Source organism: Bacillus sp. T17B1, assembly GCF_026796395.1.
GTDB classification, from domain to species: domain Bacteria; phylum Bacillota; class Bacilli; order Bacillales; family Bacillaceae; genus Bacillus; species Bacillus spizizenii_A.
The window spans coordinates 22,575-41,550 of the sequence record NZ_JALAYA010000005.1; the positions used below are offsets into that span (position 1 = coordinate 22,575).

Here is an 18,976-nt window from a genome sequence, read left to right on the forward strand (position 1 = left end):
GTTAGATCACCTCAGCTGTACCGCCAGCAGCTTCAACAGCTTCTTTTGCAGAAGCAGAGAATTTATTGGCTTTTACAGTTAATTTTTTCTCTAATTTACCGTTGCCAAGAATCTTTACTCCTGCATTAAGTTTGCTAATAACACCAGTCTCAAGAAGAAGTTCAGGAGTGACTTCCGTTCCTTCTGCAAAACCGTTCAATTTGTCTAGGTTGACTACAGCGTAATCCTTGCGGTTAATGTTAGTGAAACCGCGTTTAGGAAGACGTTGGAATAAAGGCATTTGTCCCCCCTCGAATCCAGGGCGTACACCGCCGCCAGAACGAGCGTTTTGACCTTTGTGACCTTTACCAGCTGTTTTACCGTTGCCAGAACCAATACCACGACCTACGCGATTACGCGTTTTGCGTGAACCTTCTGAAGGTTTTAATTCATGAAGTTTCATTAGGACACCTCCTTATCCGATCAATTATTTTTATTGTTCTTTAACAGAAACTAAATGAGATACTTTATTAATCATACCACGGATCGCAGCGTTGTCTTCATGAACAACAGTTTGGTTTGTTTTCTTTAAACCAAGTGTTCTGACAGTAACGCGTTGATCTTCCGGGCGACCGATTACACTTCGTTTGAGGGTAATTTCTAATTTAGCCATTAATATTCCCTCCTTATCCTAACAGTTCTTCTACAGATTTTCCACGAAGCTTCGCAACTTCTTCAGCACGCTTAAGTTCACTTAAGCCTTGAAGTGTTGCACGAATCATGTTGATCGGTGTGTTAGAACCTAAAGACTTAGAAAGGATATCAGCTACACCAGCAAGCTCAAGTACCGCACGTACAGGGCCTCCAGCGATAACTCCAGTACCTTCAGAAGCAGGTTTTAACAAGATGTTACCTGCACCGAAACGTCCGATGATTTCGTGTGGAATTGTAGTTCCAACCATTGGTACTTCAATCAAATTCTTTTTCGCATCTTCAACAGCTTTGCGGATCGCTTCTGGTACTTCTTGTGCTTTACCAGTACCGAATCCTACGTGTCCGTTTTTGTCACCGACAACGACTAGAGCTGCGAAGCGGAAACGACGACCACCTTTAACAACTTTCGCTACGCGGTTAACCGTAACTAAGCGTTCTTCTAACTCTAATTTGCTTGGGTCAATACGACGCATAATCATGTGTCCCTCCTTCTTTTATTAAAATTTAAGTCCAGCTTCACGAGCGGCATCAGCCAAAGCTTTTACACGTCCATGGTATAAGTATCCGCCACGGTCAAATACTACGTCAGAAATGCCTTTTTCAGCAGCACGTTTTGCAACTAATTCTCCAACTTTAGTAGCAGCAGAAGTATCTCCAGTGCTTTCAACGTTCAAGTCTTTATCGAGAGTAGATGCACTAGCAAGTGTCACACCATTTACATCATCGATGATTTGAGCGTAAATGTGCTTGTTAGAACGGAAAACGTTCAGGCGCGGTCTTTCAGCAGTACCGGAAAGTTTAGCGCGAACACGAGCGTGTCTTTTAAGACGAGCAGCATTTTTGCTAGTTTTCGTAATCATCTAGGTCACTCCTTTCTTCACTTTAAGCGATCTTACTTAGCAGATTTACCTTCTTTGCGGCGAACAACTTCACCTTCGTAGCGGATTCCTTTACCTTTGTAAGGCTCTGGGGAACGGACAGCACGAATGTTAGCAGCGATAGCTCCTACACGTTCTTTGTCTGTACCTTTTACAACTACTTTAGTTTGAGAAGGAACTTCGATTTCGATGCCTTCTTCAGGAACGATCTCAACAGGGTGAGAGTATCCAACGTTTAAAACAAGTTTATTGCCAGATTTAGACGCACGGTAACCGACACCGACTAATTCCAAACCTCTTTCAAATCCTTTAGATACACCTTCAACCATGTTGCCAAGCAGACTGCGCGTCGTACCATGCAAAGCACGGTGCTCTTTTTGATCAGAAGGACGAGTGACTGTAAGCACATTGTCCTCTACTTTAATCTCCATATCAGGGTGAAACGTACGAGTTAATTCTCCTTTTGGTCCTTTCACAGCTACAGTATTGTCATCATTTAACGTTACTGTAACATCAGAAGGAATCTCAAGTAGCTTCTTACCTACACGAGACATACCAAACACCTCCATTCATGTTAAACTTCTTACCAAACGTATGCTAGAACTTCTCCACCAGCTTGTTTTGCACGGGCTTCTTTGTCCGTTAAAACACCTTGTGATGTAGAAAGAATCGCGATTCCAAGACCGTTAAGTACGCGAGGTACTTCATTAGATTTAGCATAAACACGCAAACCAGGCTTGCTGATTCTTTTAAGACCAGTGATAACGCGCTCGTTGTTTTGTCCGTATTTCAAGAAAACGCGGATGATACCTTGTTTGCTGTCTTCTACGAACTCAACGTCACGAATGAAACCTTCACGCTTTAAAATTTCAGCAATTTCTCTTTTCAATTTAGAAGCAGGAATTTCAAGCTTCTCATGACGTACCATGTTTGCATTGCGAATACGAGTTAGCATATCTGCAATTGGATCTGTCATAACCATTATATAATTACCTCCTTCCCTTTCTTGGGGATTACCAGCTGGCTTTTTTCACGCCAGGAATTTGTCCTTTATATGCAAGCTCACGGAAACAAATACGGCAAAGTTTAAATTTACGAATGACTGAATGCGGACGTCCGCAGCGTTCACAGCGTGTGTACTCTTGTACTTTAAACTTTGGTGTACGTTGTTGTTTCGCAATCATAGACTTTTTAGCCACGATTTCGCCTCCCTTTCATTGATTATTTCTGGAACGGCATACCTACTTGAGTTAATAGCTCACGAGCTTCTTCGTCAGTATTAGCAGTTGTTACGATAACGATGTCCATTCCGCGAACCTTTGTTACTTTATCGTAGTCAATTTCAGGGAAGATTAACTGTTCTTTGATACCAAGTGTGTAGTTACCGCGACCGTCGAAAGATTTTTTAGAAACCCCGCGGAAGTCACGTACACGCGGTAAAGATACAGAAATAAGTTTATCAAGGAAATCATACATGCGCTCTCCGCGAAGAGTTACTTTCGCACCGATAGGCATTCCCTCACGAAGACGGAATCCAGCAATTGATTTCTTCGCACGAGTAACGACAGGTTTTTGACCTGCGATAAACGTTAATTCTTCAACAGCACTGTCGATTGCTTTCGCGTTTTGAACAGCGTCACCAACACCCATGTTGATTACGATTTTTTCGATTTTAGGCACTTGCATGACAGAATCATAGTTGAACTTTGTCATTAAAGCAGGTGCAATTTCTTTATTGTACTTTTCTTTAAGGCGGTTCATGAGATAGACCTCCCTTCCTTTTAATACTATTTATCTAGAACTTGCCCAGATTTTTTTGCTACACGAACTTTTTTGCCATCTTCCACTTTGTATCCTACGCGAGTCACTTCACCTGTTTTAGGATCGAGCGGCATAACGTTTGATACATGAATTGGCGCCTCTTGATTAGAAATACCGCCTTGAGGGTTAGCTTGAGTTGGTTTAGAGTGTTTCTTCACCATGTTTACACCTTCAACTAAAACGCGGTCCTTTTTAGGGAAAGCAGCAAGGATTGTTCCTTGTTTGCCTTTATCTTTACCAGAGATAACCATTACTTTATCGCCTTTTTTAACATGCATCCTGATCGCACCTCCTTGACTAAGGCATTTATTTCATTAGATAACTTCTGGAGCTAGAGAAACAATTTTCATAAAGTTGTTTTCACGCAATTCACGAGCAACTGGTCCGAAGATACGAGTTCCGCGTGGGCTCTTGTCGTCACGGATGATAACACATGCATTCTCATCGAAGCTGATGTATGAACCGTCACTTCTGCGCGCTCCGCTTTTAGTGCGAACGATAACAGCTTTTACGACTTCACCTTTTTTGACAACGCCTCCTGGTGTTGCTTGTTTAACCGTGCAAACAATTACATCACCAATGTTAGCTGTTTTACGTCCAGAACCACCAAGAACTTTAATAGTAAGTACTTCACGTGCGCCAGAGTTGTCAGCTACTTTTAAACGAGTCTCTTGTTGAATCATTATTTGTTACCTCCCTTCGGAAAAAGAATTCCGAACTTTATTAGATAATAACAGCTTCTTCGACAACTTCAACTAGACGGAAACGCTTAGTTGCAGACAATGGACGAGTTTCCATGATCTTTACGATGTCGCCAATTTTAGCTTGATTATTTTCATCATGTGCTTTGAATTTTTTTGAGTATTTTACGCGTTTACCGTAAAGTGTATGTTTTTTGTATGTTTCAACAACAACAGTGATGGTTTTATCCATTTTGTCAGAAACAACACGGCCTTGGTAAACTTTGCGCTGGTTACGTTCGCTCATGCTCACGACCTCCCCTCAGTGATTATTTATTAGCAGCAATTTCTCTTTCACGAATCACAGTTTTCATGCGCGCGATAGCTTTGCGCACTTCACGAATGCGAGCAGTATTTTCAAGTTGTCCTGTCGCTAATTGAAAGCGAAGATTGAAAAGTTCTTCTTTAAGAGACTTTACTTTTTGTTCAATTTCAGCAGTGGTAAGGTCACGAATTTCATTAGCTTTCATTTGATTCACCACCAATTTCTTCACGTTTTACGAACTTCGTTTTAATTGGCAATTTGTGAGATGCAAGACGAAGCGCTTCACGAGCAACCTCTTCAGATACACCAGAAATTTCAAATAAAACTTTGCCCGGTTTTACAACAGCTACCCAACCTTCTGGAGCCCCTTTACCGGATCCCATACGTACCTCAAGTGGTTTAGCAGTGTAAGGTTTAGAAGGGAAAATTTTGATCCAAACTTTACCGCCACGTTTCATGTAACGAGTCATCGCAATACGTGCAGCTTCGATTTGACGGTTAGTGATCCAAGATGCTTCAAGAGCTTGGATACCGAATTCACCGAAATGTACTTCAGTACCGCCTTTCGCACGGCCACGCATTTTTCCGCGATGCTCTCTGCGATATTTAACGCGTTTTGGTAATAACATATTATTTTCCTCCTTCCTCAGTTTTCTTCTTAGTAGGAAGAACCTCTCCACGATAGATCCAGACTTTCACACCAAGCTTACCGTAAGTAGTGTCAGCTTCAGATGTTGCATAGTCAATGTCCGCACGTAATGTGTGCAATGGAACAGTTCCTTCACTGTAGTATTCAGAACGAGCGATATCTGCACCGCCAAGACGACCAGAAACCATTGTTTTCACACCTTGTGCTCCAGCGCGCATAGTACGTTGGATTTGTTGTTTCTGTGCACGGCGGAAAGAAACACGGTTTTCTAATTGACGAGCGATGTTGTCAGCAACTAGCTGTGCATCAAGATCTGCTCTTTTGATTTCAAGAATGTTAATGTGTACACGCTTGCCAGTAAGGCTGTTAAGGGCTTTGCGAAGTGATTCAACTTCAGAACCGCCTTTACCGATAACCATACCAGGCTTAGCTGTGTGGATCGTAATGTTAACGCGATTTGCTGCACGCTCGATTTCCACTTTAGAAACAGAAGCGTCAGAAAGGCGTTTGCTAATGTATTCACGAATTTTTAAATCTTCGTGCAGGAAGTCAGCGTAATCTTTACCAGCGTACCACTTAGATTCCCAATCACGAATGACTCCGATACGAAGACCAACTGGATTTACCTTTTGACCCACTACTTATCCCTCCTTCTTTTCTGATACAACGATTGTAATGTGGCTCGTACGTTTGTTGATTTGGCTCGCACGTCCCATAGCACGTGGGCGAAATCTTTTTAACGTAGGGCCTTCGTCAACGAATGCTTGAGAAATAACCAGGTTGTTAGCGTCCATTTCATAGTTATGCTCAGCATTTGCAATAGCGGATTTTAATACTTTCTCGATAATCGGAGAAGCAGCTCTTGGTGTAAGGTTCAAGATTGATACTGCCTCACCTACTTGCTTGCCTCGAATCAGGTCCATTACTAGACGTGCTTTACGAGGAGCAATACGGACTGTTCTTGCAACAGCTTTAGCTTGCATTTAAAAGCCTCCTCTCTTAGCGTCTTGTTTTTTTGTCATCACTAGCATGACCTTTGTACGTACGAGTTGGAGCGAATTCACCCAACTTGTGCCCTACCATATCTTCAGAGATGAATACAGGCACGTGTTTACGTCCGTCATAGACTGCGATTGTGTGACCAATAAACTGTGGGAAAATAGTAGAACGACGAGACCAAGTTTTTACGACTTGTTTCTTGTCTGTTTCATTTAATTTCTCGATTTTTGTCATCAAGTGTCCATCGACAAATGGTCCTTTTTTCAAGCTGCGAGCCATTTTGGAACCTCCCTTCGTGATTGCACTACGGTCCGAAGTGAACCGTAGACAACCCCGTTATTTATTTTTACGACGACGTACGATAAATTTATCGGATTTGTTCTTTTTCTTACGAGTCTTGAATCCAAGAGTCGGTTTGCCCCATGGAGACATTGGTGATTTACGTCCGATTGGCGCACGTCCTTCACCACCACCGTGTGGGTGATCGTTAGGGTTCATTACAGAACCACGAACTGTAGGACGGATGCCTTTCCAGCGAGAACGTCCAGCTTTACCAATGTTGATAAGTTCGTGTTGTTCGTTACCTACTTGACCGATAGAAGCACGGCAAGCAGAAAGAATCATGCGAACTTCTCCAGAGTTAAGACGTACAAGAACGTATTTACCTTCTTTACCAAGAACCTGTGCAGATGTACCAGCTGAACGTACAAGCTGTCCGCCTTTACCAGGTTTTAATTCAATGTTATGCACAACTGTACCAACAGGGATGTTGATAAGTGGAAGTGCATTACCTACTTTAATGTCAGCTTCAGGACCTGACATAATTTCAGTACCCACTTGAATTCCTTTAGGAGCAAGAATGTAACGTTTTTCTCCGTCTGCATAGTTGATTAGAGCGATGTTAGCTGAACGGTTTGGATCGTATTCAACTGTAGCAACGCGTCCAGGTATACCATCTTTATCGCGTTTGAAGTCGATAACACGGTATTGGCGTTTATGTCCGCCACCTTGGTGACGTACAGTCAGTTTACCTTGGTTGTTACGTCCGCCTTTTTTGTGAAGGGGAGCAAGCAAGGATTTTTCCGGCTTGTCAGTCGTGATTTCAGCAAAATCTGAAGTTGTCATACCACGACGTCCATTAGAGGTCGGTTTATACTTTTTAATCGCCATTTTGAATTTCCCTCCTTCTTTTTACAGATAATTAAGCTTCAAAAATTTCGATTTCTTTGCTGTCTGCAGTAAGTTTTACGATCGCTTTTCTGCGACGGCTAGTCATACCAGTATAGCGTCCAACACGTTTTGATTTACCTTTGTAGTTCATGATGTTGACTTTGTCAACTTTCACTCCAAAGATGCTTTCAACCGCGTCTTTCACTTCTGTTTTGTTAGCTCTTACATCAACTTCAAAAGTATATTTCTTTTCAGCCATTAAATCAGCAGAACGTTCAGTAATGACGGGGCGCTTTAGAACATCACGAGGATCTTTCATTATGCAAGCACCTCCTCTACTTTTTCAACCGCTGCTTTTGTAATCAGAAGCTTCTCGTGGTTGACAACGTCTAAAACGTTGATTCCGTTAGCTTCAACTACAGTAACTCCAGGAATGTTGCGAGCAGATAAAGCTACTGCTTCGTTAGCATCCGCAGTTACGATTAAAGCTTTTTTCTCAACAGATAATCCTTTAAGGATAGCTGCCATTTCTTTTGTTTTAGCCGTATCAAGAGTAAGATCTTCAAGTACGATGATGTTGTTGTCGTTTACTTTAGAAGACAATACTGATTTGATTGCCAAGCGGCGAACTTTTTTAGGTAATTTATAAGAATAGCTGCGTGGTGTTGGGCCGAATACGACACCACCTCCGCGCCATTGCGGTGAACGGATAGAACCTTGACGGGCACGTCCAGTACCTTTTTGACGCCATGGTTTACGACCTCCGCCGCGTACTTCAGAACGATTTTTTACTTTATGAGATCCTTGACGTAAGGAAGCTCTTTGCATAAGAATAGCGTCGAATACAACACTCTCATTTGGGTCGATACCAAATACAGAAGCGTTTAATTCGATGTCACCAGCAGTAGAACCGTTTTGGTTGTATAATGCTACTTTTGGCATGATCAATTTCCTCCTTTCCTAAGAGAGTTATTTAGATTTAACAGCACTTTTAACAGTGATTAAAGATTTCTTCGCACCAGGTACGTTACCTTTGATCAAAAGAAGATTGCGTTCTGCATCAACTTTTACGATTTCAAGGTTTTGAACAGTGATTTGCTCTCCGCCCATACGTCCAGGCAATAGTTTACCTTTGAATACACGGTTAGGATCTACAGGTCCCATTGAACCAGGACGACGGTGGTAGCGTGAACCGTGAGACATAGGTCCGCGAGATTGTCCGTGGCGCTTGATTGCACCTTGGAAACCTTTACCTTTAGATACTCCTGTTACATCTACGATTTCTCCAGCAGAGAAAATTTCAACCTTGACTTCCTGACCAACTTCATACGCATCCATTTCCACTCCGCGTAATTCTTTAACGAAGCGCTTAGGAGCAGTTTCCGCTTTTGCAACGTGCCCTTTTTCAGGTTTGTTAGAAAGCTTTTCACGCTTGTCGTCAAAACCAAGCTGGATTGCTTCGTAACCGTCGTTTTCAGTTGATTTCTTTTGAAGAACAACGTTGGGAGCAGCCTCGATAACAGTTACCGGAATAAGATCACCATTCTCAGCGAATACTTGCGTCATACCAATTTTTCTTCCTAAGATTCCTTTGGTCATTCGTCACACCTCCTATTAAGATCATTCTATATTTTAGAATTAAAGTTTGATTTCGATATCGACACCAGATGGTAAGTCTAATCGCATGAGAGCATCAACAGTTTGTGGTGTTGGGTTCACAATATCGATTAAACGTTTATGTGTACGCATTTCAAATTGCTCACGAGAATCTTTGTATTTGTGCACCGCACGAAGGATTGTGTAAACTGATTTTTCAGTTGGCAACGGGATCGGACCAGATACACTAGCACCAGAACGTTTTGCCGTTTCAACAATCTTCTCTGCAGATTGATCAAGGATTCTATGATCATATGCTTTCAAACGAATACGAATTTTTTGTTTTGCCATTATTTTCCCTCCTTTTCGCCTACATCAAGTTAGACAGTTCTCCGTGAGAAAAACCTGAACACCTTTGCCATGGCAAAGCGGCCGGGTGTGTCAGCAACCTCTCACTTCATCGCAGTCAAAGACCAACATACACCATTATACAGAAAATAGACGTATGTTGCAAGACTTATTTAAAATATGCATGGTTTGCACACTTTTTTTATTATACAGGTGTTTTTCTTATTTATCAAGGACCTATCATAAGTGGTACAGTGCGTGGCGACTCAGTGTATTTGCGAATAATGACGGCTCCTCGATATGCGGGGTGTGAGCGGATTTCTCAAATTGAAACCAATGCTTTTCAGGTGCTATAAGCTCACGATAATACTGTTTCGATATTTCAGCAGGAACAATTAAATCATGTCTCCCCGAAATGAAAAAGCACGGTACTTTAATAGAAGGAACTGATCTAAATGCATTAAACCGGTATAACTCATCAGTTAAATGTTTTTTGCTGAAGTGCAATCCATTGAGGAAACTGTGCATGTTTCTTATCCCATACTCTTTGCCAGAAAGCATTTGAAATAATATAGCAAGAGATTGACGACGCTGGTGAGTGAATCCTCCCCTGCTCATCTCGACACACAACCGATAGATAAAGTGCTGGATATCCTTCTTCCAAGGTGGAGCGCCAATGAAACGTATGAGAGAGAATACGATACCTGCTTTCTTTGCAACAGAGATTTCACGTATATATTGATAAGCAGCTGATTCTTCATAGTGAGGATTAACAACCTGACTGATTCCGTAATAAGCATAAAACAAGTCCGGGCGCTGTTGCAGTACAAGAAGTGCCAGCAGCGTGCCCCACGAATGACCGGCAAGATACACTTTTGTTTTTGAAAAATAATATAAGAGCCATTGAGTGACTTGAATTGTATCATTAATGAAATGACTTATTGTCATCGAGTGATGAGGAATTCGTTTTGAATATGAAAGCCCAGATCCTCTTTGATCCCAATGTACTATCGTGAAATGCAGCTCCAGCTCTTTTTGATAATGTCTAGCATATCCGATTTGCGGCGCCCCCGGACCACCGTGTAAAAAAAGCAATAATGGATTTTTTACATCAGCCCCATTAATCATCAGCGTTTGCTTTGTATTTTCAATCCTCAGTTCTTTCATAATAGCGATTGATCTCTTTTCAGGAATCATAAGAATTAGCCCCTCAAATATGATAGATCCTATTATACAAGAAAAAGAAAAGCAAACAAAAAAAGAGACCCACAAGGGGCCTCTTTTATAATCATACTATTACTCAGTGATTGTAGAAACAACGCCTGAACCAACAGTACGTCCGCCTTCACGAATAGAGAAACGAGTTCCTTCTTCGATAGCGATTGTAGAGATAAGTTCAACGTTCATTTCAGTGTTATCTCCAGGCATAACCATTTCTACGCCTTCTGGAAGATGGATGATACCAGTTACGTCAGTTGTACGGAAGTAGAACTGAGGACGGTAGTTAGAGAAGAATGGAGTATGACGTCCACCCTCTTCTTTAGAAAGAACGTAAACTTCAGCTTTGAATTTGCTGTGTGGAGTGATTGTACCTGGTTTAGCAAGTACTTGACCACGTTGGATTTCTTCACGAGATACACCGCGAAGAAGGGCACCAATGTTGTCACCAGCTTCAGCGTAATCAAGAAGCTTACGGAACATTTCAACACCTGTAACAGTTGTTTTCTTGTTTTCTTCTTGAAGACCGATGATTTCAACTTCGTCACCGACTTTAACTTGTCCGCGTTCTACACGTCCAGTTGCAACTGTACCACGACCAGTGATTGAGAATACGTCCTCAACTGGCATCATGAATGGTTTTTCAGTGTCACGTTCTGGAGTTGGGATGTACTCATCAACTGCATCCATAAGTTCGAAGATTTTTGCTTCGTAATCAGCGTCACCTTCAAGAGCTTTAAGAGCAGAACCTTTGATTACTGGTACATCATCACCAGGGAAGTCGTATTCGCTAAGAAGATCGCGAACTTCCATTTCAACTAGTTCAAGAAGCTCTTCGTCGTCTACCATGTCGCATTTGTTCAAGAATACAACGATGTATGGTACACCAACGTTTTTAGAAAGAAGGATGTGCTCACGAGTTTGTGGCATTGGGCCATCAGCAGCAGATACTACAAGGATAGCTCCGTCCATTTGCGCAGCACCAGTGATCATGTTTTTAACATAGTCAGCGTGTCCTGGGCAGTCAACGTGTGCATAGTGACGAGTTTCAGTTTCGTACTCAACGTGTGCAGTAGAGATTGTGATACCGCGCTCGCGTTCTTCTGGTGCACCATCAATTTGATCGTACGCCATAGCTGTACCTTTACCAGATTTCTTATGAAGTACTGTTGTGATAGCAGCAGTTAAAGTTGTTTTACCATGGTCAACGTGTCCAATAGTACCAATATTGGCATGTGATTTGGAACGGTCGAATTTTTCTTTAGCCATTCTAAAATCCTCCTTAAGAGCTTTTAATTAGTAATGTATAGAGTGATAGGAAGTGAAAGAAAGCTTTCACTTCCTCATCTTACAATAGTAGTTATACTTGAGTTAAGAGGCAAAATCAATTATTCGCCTTTATTTTTTTTGATAATTTCTTCTGAAACGCTCTTCGGCACTTCTTCGTAGTGATCCATGAACATAGTAAACGTACCGCGACCTTGCGTATTAGAACGAAGTGCAGTAGCGTAACCGAACATTTCAGCAAGAGGAACCATAGCGCGTACAACTTGAGCGTTACCGCGTGCTTCCATACCTTCTACGCGTCCGCGACGTGAAGTAATATCACCCATGATATCACCCATGTATTCTTCCGGAATAACCACTTCTACTTTCATGATTGGTTCAAGAAGAACTGGGTTACATTTTTTGACTGCATTTTTCAATGCCATAGAAGCAGCAACTTTAAATGCCATTTCGTTTGAGTCAACATCATGGTAAGAACCATCGAAAAGTTTTGCTTTAATGTCGATAAGCGGGAAGCCTGCTAGTACACCATTTTCAAGTGCATCTTCCAGACCTGCTTGAACAGCTGGGATGTATTCACGTGGAACTACCCCACCGACAATCGCATTTTCAAATTCAAAGCCAGCGCCTTCTTCGTTTGGTTCGAATTCGATCCAAACGTGTCCGAACTGACCGCGTCCACCAGACTGACGTACGAATTTACCTTCAACTTTTGCACCGGTACGGAATGTTTCACGGTACGCAACCTGAGGGGCACCAACATTGGCTTCTACTTTAAATTCGCGTTTCATACGGTCAACAATGATATCGAGGTGAAGTTCACCCATACCAGAGATGATCGTTTGGCCAGTTTCTGGGTTTGTTTGAGTACGGAATGTAGGATCTTCTTCAGCAAGTTTTGCTAAAGCGATACCCATTTTATCTTGGTCAGCTTTTGATTTAGGCTCAATAGCAACGTCGATAACTGGTTCTGGGAATTCCATTGATTCAAGGATAACAAGATCCTTCTCATCACATAGAGTATCTCCAGTTGTTGTATCTTTTAGACCTACAGCAGCTGCGATATCTCCTGCGTAAACAGTAGCGATTTCTTCACGGCTGTTAGCGTGCATTTGAAGGATACGTCCAACGCGCTCACGTTTGCCTTTAGTAGAGTTTTTCACGTATGAACCGGAATCAAGTGTTCCAGAGTACACACGGAAGAACGTCAACTTACCAACGTAAGGGTCAGTCATAACTTTAAATGCTAATGCAGAGAATGGCTCTTCATCAGAAGAATGACGCTCAATCTCTTCATTTGTGTCAGGACGTGTACCTTTAATTGCAGCAACGTCAGTTGGTGCAGGAAGGTAGTCAAGAACAGCATCAAGTACTAGTTGAACACCTTTGTTTTTGAAGGCAGAACCAACAAGAACAGGGTAGAATTCAACATTCAATGTACCTTTACGAATGCCTGCTTTTAACTCGTCAATCGTAATTTCTTCGCCCTCAAGGTATTTATCCATAAGCTCTTCATCAAGCTCACAAACAGCTTCAATGAGGCTGTTGCGAAGCTCTTCAGCTTGCTCTTTGTACTCTTCAGGGATTTCTTTCGCATCAGAACGAGTTCCGAGGTCATCTTCGTAGTAATACGCAACGTTTTCTACAAGGTCGATGATACCTTCGAAGTTATCTTCAGCACCGATCGGCAATTGAATTGCATGAGCGTTTGCTTGAAGACGGTCTCTTAAAGTTCCTACAGAGTAAAGGAAGTCTGCACCGATTTTGTCCATTTTGTTAACAAAAACGATACGCGGTACTCCGTAAGTTGTTGCCTGACGCCAAACAGTTTCTGTTTGAGGCTCAACGCCTGATTGTGCGTCAAGTACAGCAACAGCACCATCAAGTACACGAAGAGAACGTTCAACTTCAACTGTGAAGTCTACGTGTCCTGGAGTATCGATGATGTTTACGCGGTATCCTTTCCACTGTGCAGTTGTCGCAGCGGAAGTGATTGTGATACCACGTTCTTGTTCCTGCTCCATCCAGTCCATTTGTGAAGCTCCTTCATGAGTTTCACCAATTTTGTGGATACGACCAGTGTAGAACAAGATACGTTCTGTAGTAGTCGTTTTACCGGCATCAATGTGAGCCATGATCCCGATATTACGAGTTTTGTCTAAGGAGAACTCTCTTGCCATTGGGTAATTTCTCCTTCCTTATTGGGAAATTGTGTTTTTAATATATAAATCCTACCAACGATAGTGAGCAAATGCTTTGTTTGCTTCAGCCATCTTATGAGTATCTTCACGTTTCTTAACAGCAGCACCAGTATTGTTGGCTGCGTCAAGGATTTCGTTAGCTAAACGCTCTTCCATCGTTTTTTCTCCGCGAAGACGAGCGTAGTTTACTAACCAGCGAAGTCCAAGAGTCGTACGACGTTCAGGACGAACTTCTACAGGAACTTGGTAGTTCGCACCACCTACACGGCGTGCTTTTACTTCAAGTACAGGCATGATGTTTTTCAATGCTTGTTCGAAAACCTCCATTGCATCATTGCCAGTACGTTCTTTAATGATATCGAATGACTTGTATAGGATTGTTTGAGACTTACCTTTTTTACCATCGATCATCATTTTGTTGATTAGACGAGATACAAGCTTAGAGTTGTAAATCGGATCAGGTAAAACGTCTCTTTTTGCTACAGGACCTTTACGTGGCATCTGAATATCCTCCCTTCATCAATTATGCGTATGTTCGTTTATTATTTTGCTTTAGGTTTTTTCGTACCGTATTTAGAACGGCCTTGTGCACGGTTTTCAACTCCAGCAGTGTCAAGCGCACCACGAACGATGTGGTAGCGTACCCCTGGTAAGTCTTTTACACGTCCGCCACGGATAAGTACAACACTGTGCTCTTGCAGGTTGTGACCGATACCAGGAATGTAAGCAGTAACCTCGATTCCGTTAGTTAAACGAACACGAGCATATTTACGAAGTGCTGAGTTCGGTTTTTTCGGTGTCATTGTACCAACACGAGTACATACCCCGCGTTTTTGTGGAGAAGATACGTTAGTGTGCTCTTTTTTAAAGCTGTTGTATCCTTTGTTAAGTGCAGGAGACTTTGAGTTTTCTACTTTACTCACGCGTCCTTTGCGAATTAGCTGATTAATTGTAGGCATGTATTTTTCCTCCCTTCATTACGTTTTATAACCCACATACCCAGGTGGTTCATCAAAAGGCAAAAAACAATGTCTTTACACAAGAACAATTCTTACGCAAAAACAAAAGTACGTTATAAAATAATGGCAACAGCGGCTGCTCCTACCTCAATTCCGCAGGCTTTGCCGAGCTTTTTCATGGATTCAACCATTGAGACAGAGATACCTTGATCTTCCGCAAGTGAAACAACACTTGACGTGAGTAGCGGATCTGCGTCTTTTGCAACGACTACTTCCTTTACTGAACCTCGTTTTAGAGCTTTCACTGTTTGCTTCGTACCAATAATAATTGATTTGGCCTGTGATACTTTATCATAAGACATAAACATATCCTCCAAAGTAACAGGTTTATTTCGAGCACCTTGGTTATATTATCATTCTAGGAGGCGAATGTCAACAAGGTATGACAATTTTTAGTTTCGCACTTCTCATAGAGTGATTTTTTATTAATTATTGCTGAAAGACTGCTTTTACAGTCTTTCAGCAACATTAAATCAGTTACTCAACCGGAACCATATCTTCAGTCGGCTGAACATTTGAAACTGGTTTTACTTTACGGTATTTCATCATACCTGTACCAGCTGGAACAAGCTTACCGATGATAACATTCTCTTTCAAGCCAAGAAGCTCATCACGCTTACCTTTGATCGCTGCGTCTGTAAGGACACGTGTTGTTTCCTGGAAGGAAGCTGCAGATAAGAATGAATCAGTTTCAAGAGATGCTTTTGTAATACCGAGCAAGACAGGACGCCCTGTAGCAGGACGATTGCCTTCAAGCAATACCTTTTTGTTTGCTTCAGTAAATTGGTGAATATCAAGCAATGTACCTGGAAGTACATCAGTGTCACCGGCGTCAATTACGCGGACTTTGCGAAGCATCTGGCGAACCATTACTTCTACGTGTTTATCGCCGATTTCAACACCCTGCATACGGTAAACCTTTTGAACTTCATGGAGAAGATACTCTTGAACAGTAGTCAGGTCAGTCACTTTAAGAAGCTCTTTCGGATCGATTGAACCTTCTGTCAGTACTTGGCCTCGAGTAATTTTATCTCCTTCCGCTACTTTCAGGCGGGAGTTATAAGGTGCCGTATAAGAACGTGTTTCCACTGCGCCTTGAACCACAATTTCCTGTTGCTTATCACGAACTTCATTGATCTCAACGACTGTACCGTCGATTTCTGTAATTGTTGCCTGACCTTTCGGATTACGCGCTTCGAAAAGCTCTTGGATACGCGGAAGACCCTGTGTGATATCGTCTCCGGCAACCCCGCCTGTATGGAATGTACGCATTGTTAACTGTGTACCAGGCTCACCGATTGATTGGGCAGCAATGATACCGACAGCTTCACCGACTTCGACATCGGAGCCAGTTGCAAGATTTCGGCCATAGCATCGTTTACATACACCATGTGGCGTATTACATGTGAAGGCAGAACGGATCCACACTTCTTCAATGCCGGCTTCAACAATCTCCAGTGCTTTATCTTCATCGATCAGTTCGTTTTCATTTACAAGCACTTCACCTGTTTCAGGGTGTTTCACTTGTTTTCTTGCAAAACGGCCAATTAAGCGTTCTTCTAAGCGCTCAATTGTTTCAGTTCCTTCTTTAAGAGGCTTAGCAAGAATGCCTCGGTCAGTTCCGCAATCAGTTTCACGAATGATAACATCCTGCGCAACGTCAACGAGACGGCGTGTAAGGTAACCTGAGTCAGCAGTTTTAAGGGCGGTATCGGCAAGACCTTTACGCGCACCGTGAGTGGAGATAAAGTACTCCAATACTGTCAGACCTTCACGGAAACTTGATTTGATCGGTAATTCAATGATACGTCCAGCCGGGTTGGCCATCAGGCCGCGCATTCCGGCAAGCTGCGTAAAGTTAGACGCGTTACCACGGGCACCAGAGTCACTCATCATGTAAATCGGGTTGAGCTCATCAAGTGATTTCATCAGTTTGCCTTGGATAACGTCTTTTGCAGCACTCCAGATAGAGATAACTCTCTCATAGCGTTCTTCTTCAGTGATTAGACCACGTCGGAATTGCTTCATGACGTTATCAACTTTGCCTTGCGCTTCCTCAAGAATTTCTTGTTTATCATCGAGTACGACGATGTCAGAAACCCCAACTGTAATACCAGCTTTTGTTGAATATTTGAAACCTAGGTTTTTCATGCGGTCAAGCATTTTAGACGTCTCCGTGATATGGAATCGTTTAAAGATTTCCGCGATGATTTTACCCAGAATACCTTTTTTAAACGGTGCATTGATTGGCTGTTGTTCAATGACAGCTTTTACATCGGCACCTTTTTCTAAGAAGAAACGGTCAGGTGTTTTCTCTTCAATGTTGCTCTTCGTTGGTTCATTCATGTAAGGGAATGATTCCGGCAGAATTTCATTGAAGACAAGCTTACCGACAGTTGTAATTAACAATTTTGAACGCTGTTCTTCCGTAAATGTCACATTCTTAAGGGAGTTAGCTGCAACAGCTACTCTCGTATGAAGGTGAACATATCCGTTTTGATAAGCAAGAAGCGCTTCGTCTGTATTCTTGAAGACCATACCTTCACCGACAGCACCGGCACGCTCAAGTGTCAGGTAATAGTTACCCAGTACCATATCCTGAGACGGTGTTACAACCGGTTTACCATCTTTAGGGTTCAAGATGTTTTGAGCAGCAAGCATCAAGATGCGTGCTTCAGCTTGAGCTTCAGCAGATAGTGGTACGTGAACCGCCATTTGGTCACCGTCAAAGTCAGCGTTGTAGGCTGTACATACGAGCGGGTGAAGACGGATTGCACGTCCTTCAACTAGCGTTGGTTCGAACGCTTGGATACCTAATCTGTGAAGTGTAGGGGCACGGTTCAGAAGTACCGGATGCTCCTTAATAACTGATTCCAATACATCCCATACTTCAGGCTGTACGCGCTCAATTTTACGTTTCGCACTCTTAATGTTGTGAGCAAGACCTTTTTCAACAAGCTCTTTCATAACGAAAGGTTTGAAAAGTTCAAGCGCCATTTCCTTTGGTAATCCGCATTGATACATTTTCAAATGAGGACCAACGACGATTACAGAACGTCCAGAGTAATCGACACGTTTACCAAGAAGGTTTTGACGGAAACGACCTTGCTTCCCTTTCAACATGTGAGAAAGAGATTTTAACGGTCTGTTACCAGGACCTGTTACAGGGCGTCCGCGGCGGCCGTTGTCAATTAAAGCATCGACAGCCTCTTGAAGCATACGCTTTTCATTTTGAACAATGATGCTAGGCGCACCAAGGTCCAAAAGGCGTTTCAAACGATTGTTACGGTTGATGACACGACGGTAAAGGTCATTCAAATCAGAAGTCGCAAAACGTCCGCCATCTAGCTGAACCATCGGTCTAAGCTCAGGAGGAATAACAGGAAGCACATCAAGGATCATCCAAGAAGGCTTGTTTCCTGAGTTACGGAAGGCTTCTAACACTTCAAGACGTTTGATCGCACGAGTACGGCGCTGTCCTTGTGAAGTTTTCAGCTCTTCTTTTAACATATCAACTTCTTTTACAAGATCGATATCTTGAAGAAGTTTATGAATCGCTTCTGCACCCATAGACGCTTGGAACTTATTACCGTATTTATCAAGATAAGCACGATATTCTTTTTCAGACAGAAGCTGTTTCTTTTCAAGCGGTGTGTTTGCCGGATCAGTTACAACGTAAGAAGCAAAGTAAATGACTTCTTCTAAAGCACGAGGTGACATATCCAGCACAAGACCCATACGGCTTGGAATACCTTTAAAATACCAAATGTGGGAAACTGGGGCAGCCAATTCAATGTGCCCCATTCTCTCACGACGGACTTTAGCCCGTGTTACTTCGACTCCGCAGCGGTCACAAACTACGCCTTTATAACGAACTCGCTTGTACTTCCCGCAATGACATTCCCAGTCCTTAGTCGGTCCGAAAATGCGTTCGCAGAATAGACCGTCCTTTTCAGGTTTTAACGTACGATAGTTTATCGTTTCAGGCTTTTTCACTTCACCAAAAGACCATGAACGGATTTTATCCGGTGAAGCAAGACCGATGTTCATATACTCAAAATTGTTCACATCTAGCAAGGGGCCTACCTCCCT

The 18,976-nt window shown here is 42.5% G+C and carries 28 protein-coding genes; all 28 read right to left on the bottom strand.

Going from position 1 to position 18,976, the window contains the following annotated elements; genetic code table 11:
• Position 1: 1 nt before the first annotated feature.
• A complete protein-coding gene (gene rplO, locus MOF34_RS03305; protein ID WP_019713056.1) occupies positions 2–442 on the bottom strand; it encodes a 50S ribosomal protein L15 in 441 nt (146 codons plus the stop codon).
• 30 nt (positions 443–472) lie between these two features.
• Positions 473–652, bottom strand: a complete 180-nt coding sequence (gene rpmD, locus MOF34_RS03310; protein WP_003156497.1) for a 50S ribosomal protein L30 — start codon at positions 650–652, stop codon at positions 473–475.
• Between the two features lie 13 nt (positions 653–665).
• Complete coding sequence (gene rpsE, locus MOF34_RS03315; RefSeq protein WP_003156493.1) at positions 666–1,166, bottom strand: 30S ribosomal protein S5; 501 nt, start codon at positions 1,164–1,166, stop codon at positions 666–668.
• Between the two features lie 24 nt (positions 1,167–1,190).
• The gene (gene rplR / locus MOF34_RS03320; protein ID WP_003225816.1) at positions 1,191–1,553 is read right to left on the bottom strand and encodes a 50S ribosomal protein L18; all 363 of its coding nucleotides are present in this window, start codon (positions 1,551–1,553) and stop codon (positions 1,191–1,193) included.
• 32 nt (positions 1,554–1,585) lie between these two features.
• The gene (gene rplF, locus MOF34_RS03325; RefSeq protein ID WP_003225814.1) at positions 1,586–2,125 is read right to left on the bottom strand and encodes a 50S ribosomal protein L6; all 540 of its coding nucleotides are present in this window, start codon (positions 2,123–2,125) and stop codon (positions 1,586–1,588) included.
• Positions 2,126–2,154: 29 nt separating this feature from the next.
• A complete protein-coding gene (rpsH, locus tag MOF34_RS03330; RefSeq protein WP_003225812.1) occupies positions 2,155–2,553 on the bottom strand; it encodes a 30S ribosomal protein S8 in 399 nt (132 codons plus the stop codon).
• A gap of 31 nt (positions 2,554–2,584) precedes the next feature.
• Positions 2,585–2,770, bottom strand: a complete 186-nt coding sequence (rpsN, locus tag MOF34_RS03335) for a 30S ribosomal protein S14 (RefSeq protein ID WP_003156488.1) — start codon at positions 2,768–2,770, stop codon at positions 2,585–2,587.
• A gap of 22 nt (positions 2,771–2,792) precedes the next feature.
• Entirely contained in the window at positions 2,793–3,332 is a 540-nt protein-coding gene (rplE, locus tag MOF34_RS03340; RefSeq protein WP_003225809.1) for a 50S ribosomal protein L5, read from the bottom strand.
• A gap of 26 nt (positions 3,333–3,358) precedes the next feature.
• Complete coding sequence (gene rplX, locus MOF34_RS03345) at positions 3,359–3,670, bottom strand: 50S ribosomal protein L24 (RefSeq protein WP_003156486.1); 312 nt, start codon at positions 3,668–3,670, stop codon at positions 3,359–3,361.
• 36 nt (positions 3,671–3,706) lie between these two features.
• A complete protein-coding gene (rplN, locus tag MOF34_RS03350) occupies positions 3,707–4,075 on the bottom strand; it encodes a 50S ribosomal protein L14 (RefSeq protein ID WP_003225805.1) in 369 nt (122 codons plus the stop codon).
• 40 nt (positions 4,076–4,115) lie between these two features.
• The gene (gene rpsQ, locus MOF34_RS03355) at positions 4,116–4,379 is read right to left on the bottom strand and encodes a 30S ribosomal protein S17 (RefSeq protein WP_003225804.1); all 264 of its coding nucleotides are present in this window, start codon (positions 4,377–4,379) and stop codon (positions 4,116–4,118) included.
• A 22-nt stretch (positions 4,380–4,401) separates the two neighbouring features.
• The gene (rpmC, locus tag MOF34_RS03360) at positions 4,402–4,602 is read right to left on the bottom strand and encodes a 50S ribosomal protein L29 (RefSeq protein ID WP_003156482.1); all 201 of its coding nucleotides are present in this window, start codon (positions 4,600–4,602) and stop codon (positions 4,402–4,404) included.
• Positions 4,592–5,026, bottom strand: a complete 435-nt coding sequence (gene rplP, locus MOF34_RS03365; RefSeq protein WP_003225801.1) for a 50S ribosomal protein L16 — start codon at positions 5,024–5,026, stop codon at positions 4,592–4,594. Before rplP ends, rpmC begins: the two co-directional genes overlap by 11 nt.
• 1 nt (position 5,027) lies before the next feature.
• Entirely contained in the window at positions 5,028–5,684 is a 657-nt protein-coding gene (gene rpsC, locus MOF34_RS03370; protein ID WP_003225799.1) for a 30S ribosomal protein S3, read from the bottom strand.
• A gap of 3 nt (positions 5,685–5,687) precedes the next feature.
• The gene (rplV, locus tag MOF34_RS03375; protein ID WP_003156475.1) at positions 5,688–6,029 is read right to left on the bottom strand and encodes a 50S ribosomal protein L22; all 342 of its coding nucleotides are present in this window, start codon (positions 6,027–6,029) and stop codon (positions 5,688–5,690) included.
• 16 nt (positions 6,030–6,045) lie between these two features.
• On the bottom strand, positions 6,046–6,324 hold the full coding sequence (gene rpsS, locus MOF34_RS03380; RefSeq protein ID WP_003156472.1) for a 30S ribosomal protein S19: 279 nt from the start codon (positions 6,322–6,324) through the stop codon (positions 6,046–6,048).
• Between the two features lie 57 nt (positions 6,325–6,381).
• Positions 6,382–7,215: a 50S ribosomal protein L2 gene (rplB, locus tag MOF34_RS03385; RefSeq protein ID WP_003225795.1), complete on the bottom strand. Its 834-nt coding sequence runs from the start codon at positions 7,213–7,215 to the stop codon at positions 6,382–6,384.
• 31 nt (positions 7,216–7,246) lie between these two features.
• Positions 7,247–7,534, bottom strand: coding sequence for a 50S ribosomal protein L23 (gene rplW, locus MOF34_RS03390; RefSeq protein WP_003225793.1), 288 nt, complete (start codon positions 7,532–7,534; stop codon positions 7,247–7,249).
• Positions 7,534–8,157, bottom strand: coding sequence for a 50S ribosomal protein L4 (gene rplD, locus MOF34_RS03395; protein ID WP_268398517.1), 624 nt, complete (start codon positions 8,155–8,157; stop codon positions 7,534–7,536). Before rplD ends, rplW begins: the two co-directional genes overlap by 1 nt.
• A gap of 27 nt (positions 8,158–8,184) precedes the next feature.
• Positions 8,185–8,814, bottom strand: a complete 630-nt coding sequence (gene rplC, locus MOF34_RS03400; RefSeq protein ID WP_003225791.1) for a 50S ribosomal protein L3 — start codon at positions 8,812–8,814, stop codon at positions 8,185–8,187.
• Positions 8,815–8,853: 39 nt separating this feature from the next.
• Positions 8,854–9,162, bottom strand: a complete 309-nt coding sequence (gene rpsJ, locus MOF34_RS03405; protein WP_003156464.1) for a 30S ribosomal protein S10 — start codon at positions 9,160–9,162, stop codon at positions 8,854–8,856.
• Between the two features lie 237 nt (positions 9,163–9,399).
• Positions 9,400–10,356, bottom strand: coding sequence for an alpha/beta fold hydrolase (locus MOF34_RS03410; protein WP_268398519.1), 957 nt, complete (start codon positions 10,354–10,356; stop codon positions 9,400–9,402).
• Positions 10,357–10,455: 99 nt separating this feature from the next.
• On the bottom strand, positions 10,456–11,646 hold the full coding sequence (tuf, locus tag MOF34_RS03415; RefSeq protein WP_003225787.1) for an elongation factor Tu: 1,191 nt from the start codon (positions 11,644–11,646) through the stop codon (positions 10,456–10,458).
• 119 nt (positions 11,647–11,765) lie between these two features.
• Positions 11,766–13,844, bottom strand: a complete 2,079-nt coding sequence (gene fusA, locus MOF34_RS03420) for an elongation factor G (protein ID WP_019713054.1) — start codon at positions 13,842–13,844, stop codon at positions 11,766–11,768.
• A 51-nt stretch (positions 13,845–13,895) separates the two neighbouring features.
• The gene (gene rpsG, locus MOF34_RS03425; RefSeq protein WP_003225784.1) at positions 13,896–14,366 is read right to left on the bottom strand and encodes a 30S ribosomal protein S7; all 471 of its coding nucleotides are present in this window, start codon (positions 14,364–14,366) and stop codon (positions 13,896–13,898) included.
• Between the two features lie 41 nt (positions 14,367–14,407).
• Positions 14,408–14,824, bottom strand: a complete 417-nt coding sequence (rpsL, locus tag MOF34_RS03430) for a 30S ribosomal protein S12 (RefSeq protein WP_003225781.1) — start codon at positions 14,822–14,824, stop codon at positions 14,408–14,410.
• A gap of 113 nt (positions 14,825–14,937) precedes the next feature.
• A complete protein-coding gene (locus MOF34_RS03435) occupies positions 14,938–15,186 on the bottom strand; it encodes a 50S ribosomal protein L7ae-like protein (protein ID WP_019713053.1) in 249 nt (82 codons plus the stop codon).
• Positions 15,187–15,361: 175 nt separating this feature from the next.
• Positions 15,362–18,961 (bottom strand): DNA-directed RNA polymerase subunit beta', encoded by a 3,600-nt coding sequence (gene rpoC, locus MOF34_RS03440; RefSeq protein ID WP_019713052.1) that lies wholly within the window; start codon positions 18,959–18,961, stop codon positions 15,362–15,364.
• Between the last annotated feature and the right edge of the window lie 15 nt (positions 18,962–18,976).

Coding starts and splice junctions, on each gene's coding strand:
- rpsQ (WP_003225804.1), bottom strand. CDS start 4,379: ATGAGCGAACGTAACCAGCGCAAAGTTTACCAAGGCCGTGTTGTTTCT.
- MOF34_RS03410 (WP_268398519.1), bottom strand. CDS start 10,356: ATGATTCCTGAAAAGAGATCAATCGCTATTATGAAAGAACTGAGGATT.
- rpmD (WP_003156497.1), bottom strand. CDS start 652: ATGGCTAAATTAGAAATTACCCTCAAACGAAGTGTAATCGGTCGCCCG.
- MOF34_RS03435 (WP_019713053.1), bottom strand. CDS start 15,186: ATGTCTTATGATAAAGTATCACAGGCCAAATCAATTATTATTGGTACG.
- rplF (WP_003225814.1), bottom strand. CDS start 2,125: ATGTCTCGTGTAGGTAAGAAGCTACTTGAGATTCCTTCTGATGTTACA.
- rpmC (WP_003156482.1), bottom strand. CDS start 4,602: ATGAAAGCTAATGAAATTCGTGACCTTACCACTGCTGAAATTGAACAA.
- rpsS (WP_003156472.1), bottom strand. CDS start 6,324: ATGGCTCGCAGCTTGAAAAAAGGACCATTTGTCGATGGACACTTGATG.
- rplE (WP_003225809.1), bottom strand. CDS start 3,332: ATGAACCGCCTTAAAGAAAAGTACAATAAAGAAATTGCACCTGCTTTA.
- rplN (WP_003225805.1), bottom strand. CDS start 4,075: ATGATTCAACAAGAGACTCGTTTAAAAGTAGCTGACAACTCTGGCGCA.
- rplB (WP_003225795.1), bottom strand. CDS start 7,215: ATGGCGATTAAAAAGTATAAACCGACCTCTAATGGACGTCGTGGTATG.
- fusA (WP_019713054.1), bottom strand. CDS start 13,844: ATGGCAAGAGAGTTCTCCTTAGACAAAACTCGTAATATCGGGATCATG.
- tuf (WP_003225787.1), bottom strand. CDS start 11,646: ATGGCTAAAGAAAAATTCGACCGTTCCAAATCACATGCCAATATTGGT.
- rplC (WP_003225791.1), bottom strand. CDS start 8,814: ATGACCAAAGGAATCTTAGGAAGAAAAATTGGTATGACGCAAGTATTC.
- rplV (WP_003156475.1), bottom strand. CDS start 6,029: ATGCAAGCTAAAGCTGTTGCAAGAACAGTCCGTATTGCTCCTCGTAAA.
- rplP (WP_003225801.1), bottom strand. CDS start 5,026: ATGTTATTACCAAAACGCGTTAAATATCGCAGAGAGCATCGCGGAAAA.
- rplD (WP_268398517.1), bottom strand. CDS start 8,157: ATGCCAAAAGTAGCATTATACAACCAAAACGGTTCTACTGCTGGTGAC.
- rplR (WP_003225816.1), bottom strand. CDS start 1,553: ATGATTACGAAAACTAGCAAAAATGCTGCTCGTCTTAAAAGACACGCT.
- rplO (WP_019713056.1), bottom strand. CDS start 442: ATGAAACTTCATGAATTAAAACCTTCAGAAGGTTCACGCAAAACGCGT.
- rplX (WP_003156486.1), bottom strand. CDS start 3,670: ATGCATGTTAAAAAAGGCGATAAAGTAATGGTTATCTCTGGTAAAGAT.
- rpsG (WP_003225784.1), bottom strand. CDS start 14,366: ATGCCACGTAAAGGTCCTGTAGCAAAAAGAGACGTTTTACCTGATCCG.
- rplW (WP_003225793.1), bottom strand. CDS start 7,534: ATGAAAGATCCTCGTGATGTTCTAAAGCGCCCCGTCATTACTGAACGT.
- rpsJ (WP_003156464.1), bottom strand. CDS start 9,162: ATGGCAAAACAAAAAATTCGTATTCGTTTGAAAGCATATGATCATAGA.
- rpsE (WP_003156493.1), bottom strand. CDS start 1,166: ATGCGTCGTATTGACCCAAGCAAATTAGAGTTAGAAGAACGCTTAGTT.
- rpsH (WP_003225812.1), bottom strand. CDS start 2,553: ATGGTTATGACAGATCCAATTGCAGATATGCTAACTCGTATTCGCAAT.
- rpsL (WP_003225781.1), bottom strand. CDS start 14,824: ATGCCTACAATTAATCAGCTAATTCGCAAAGGACGCGTGAGTAAAGTA.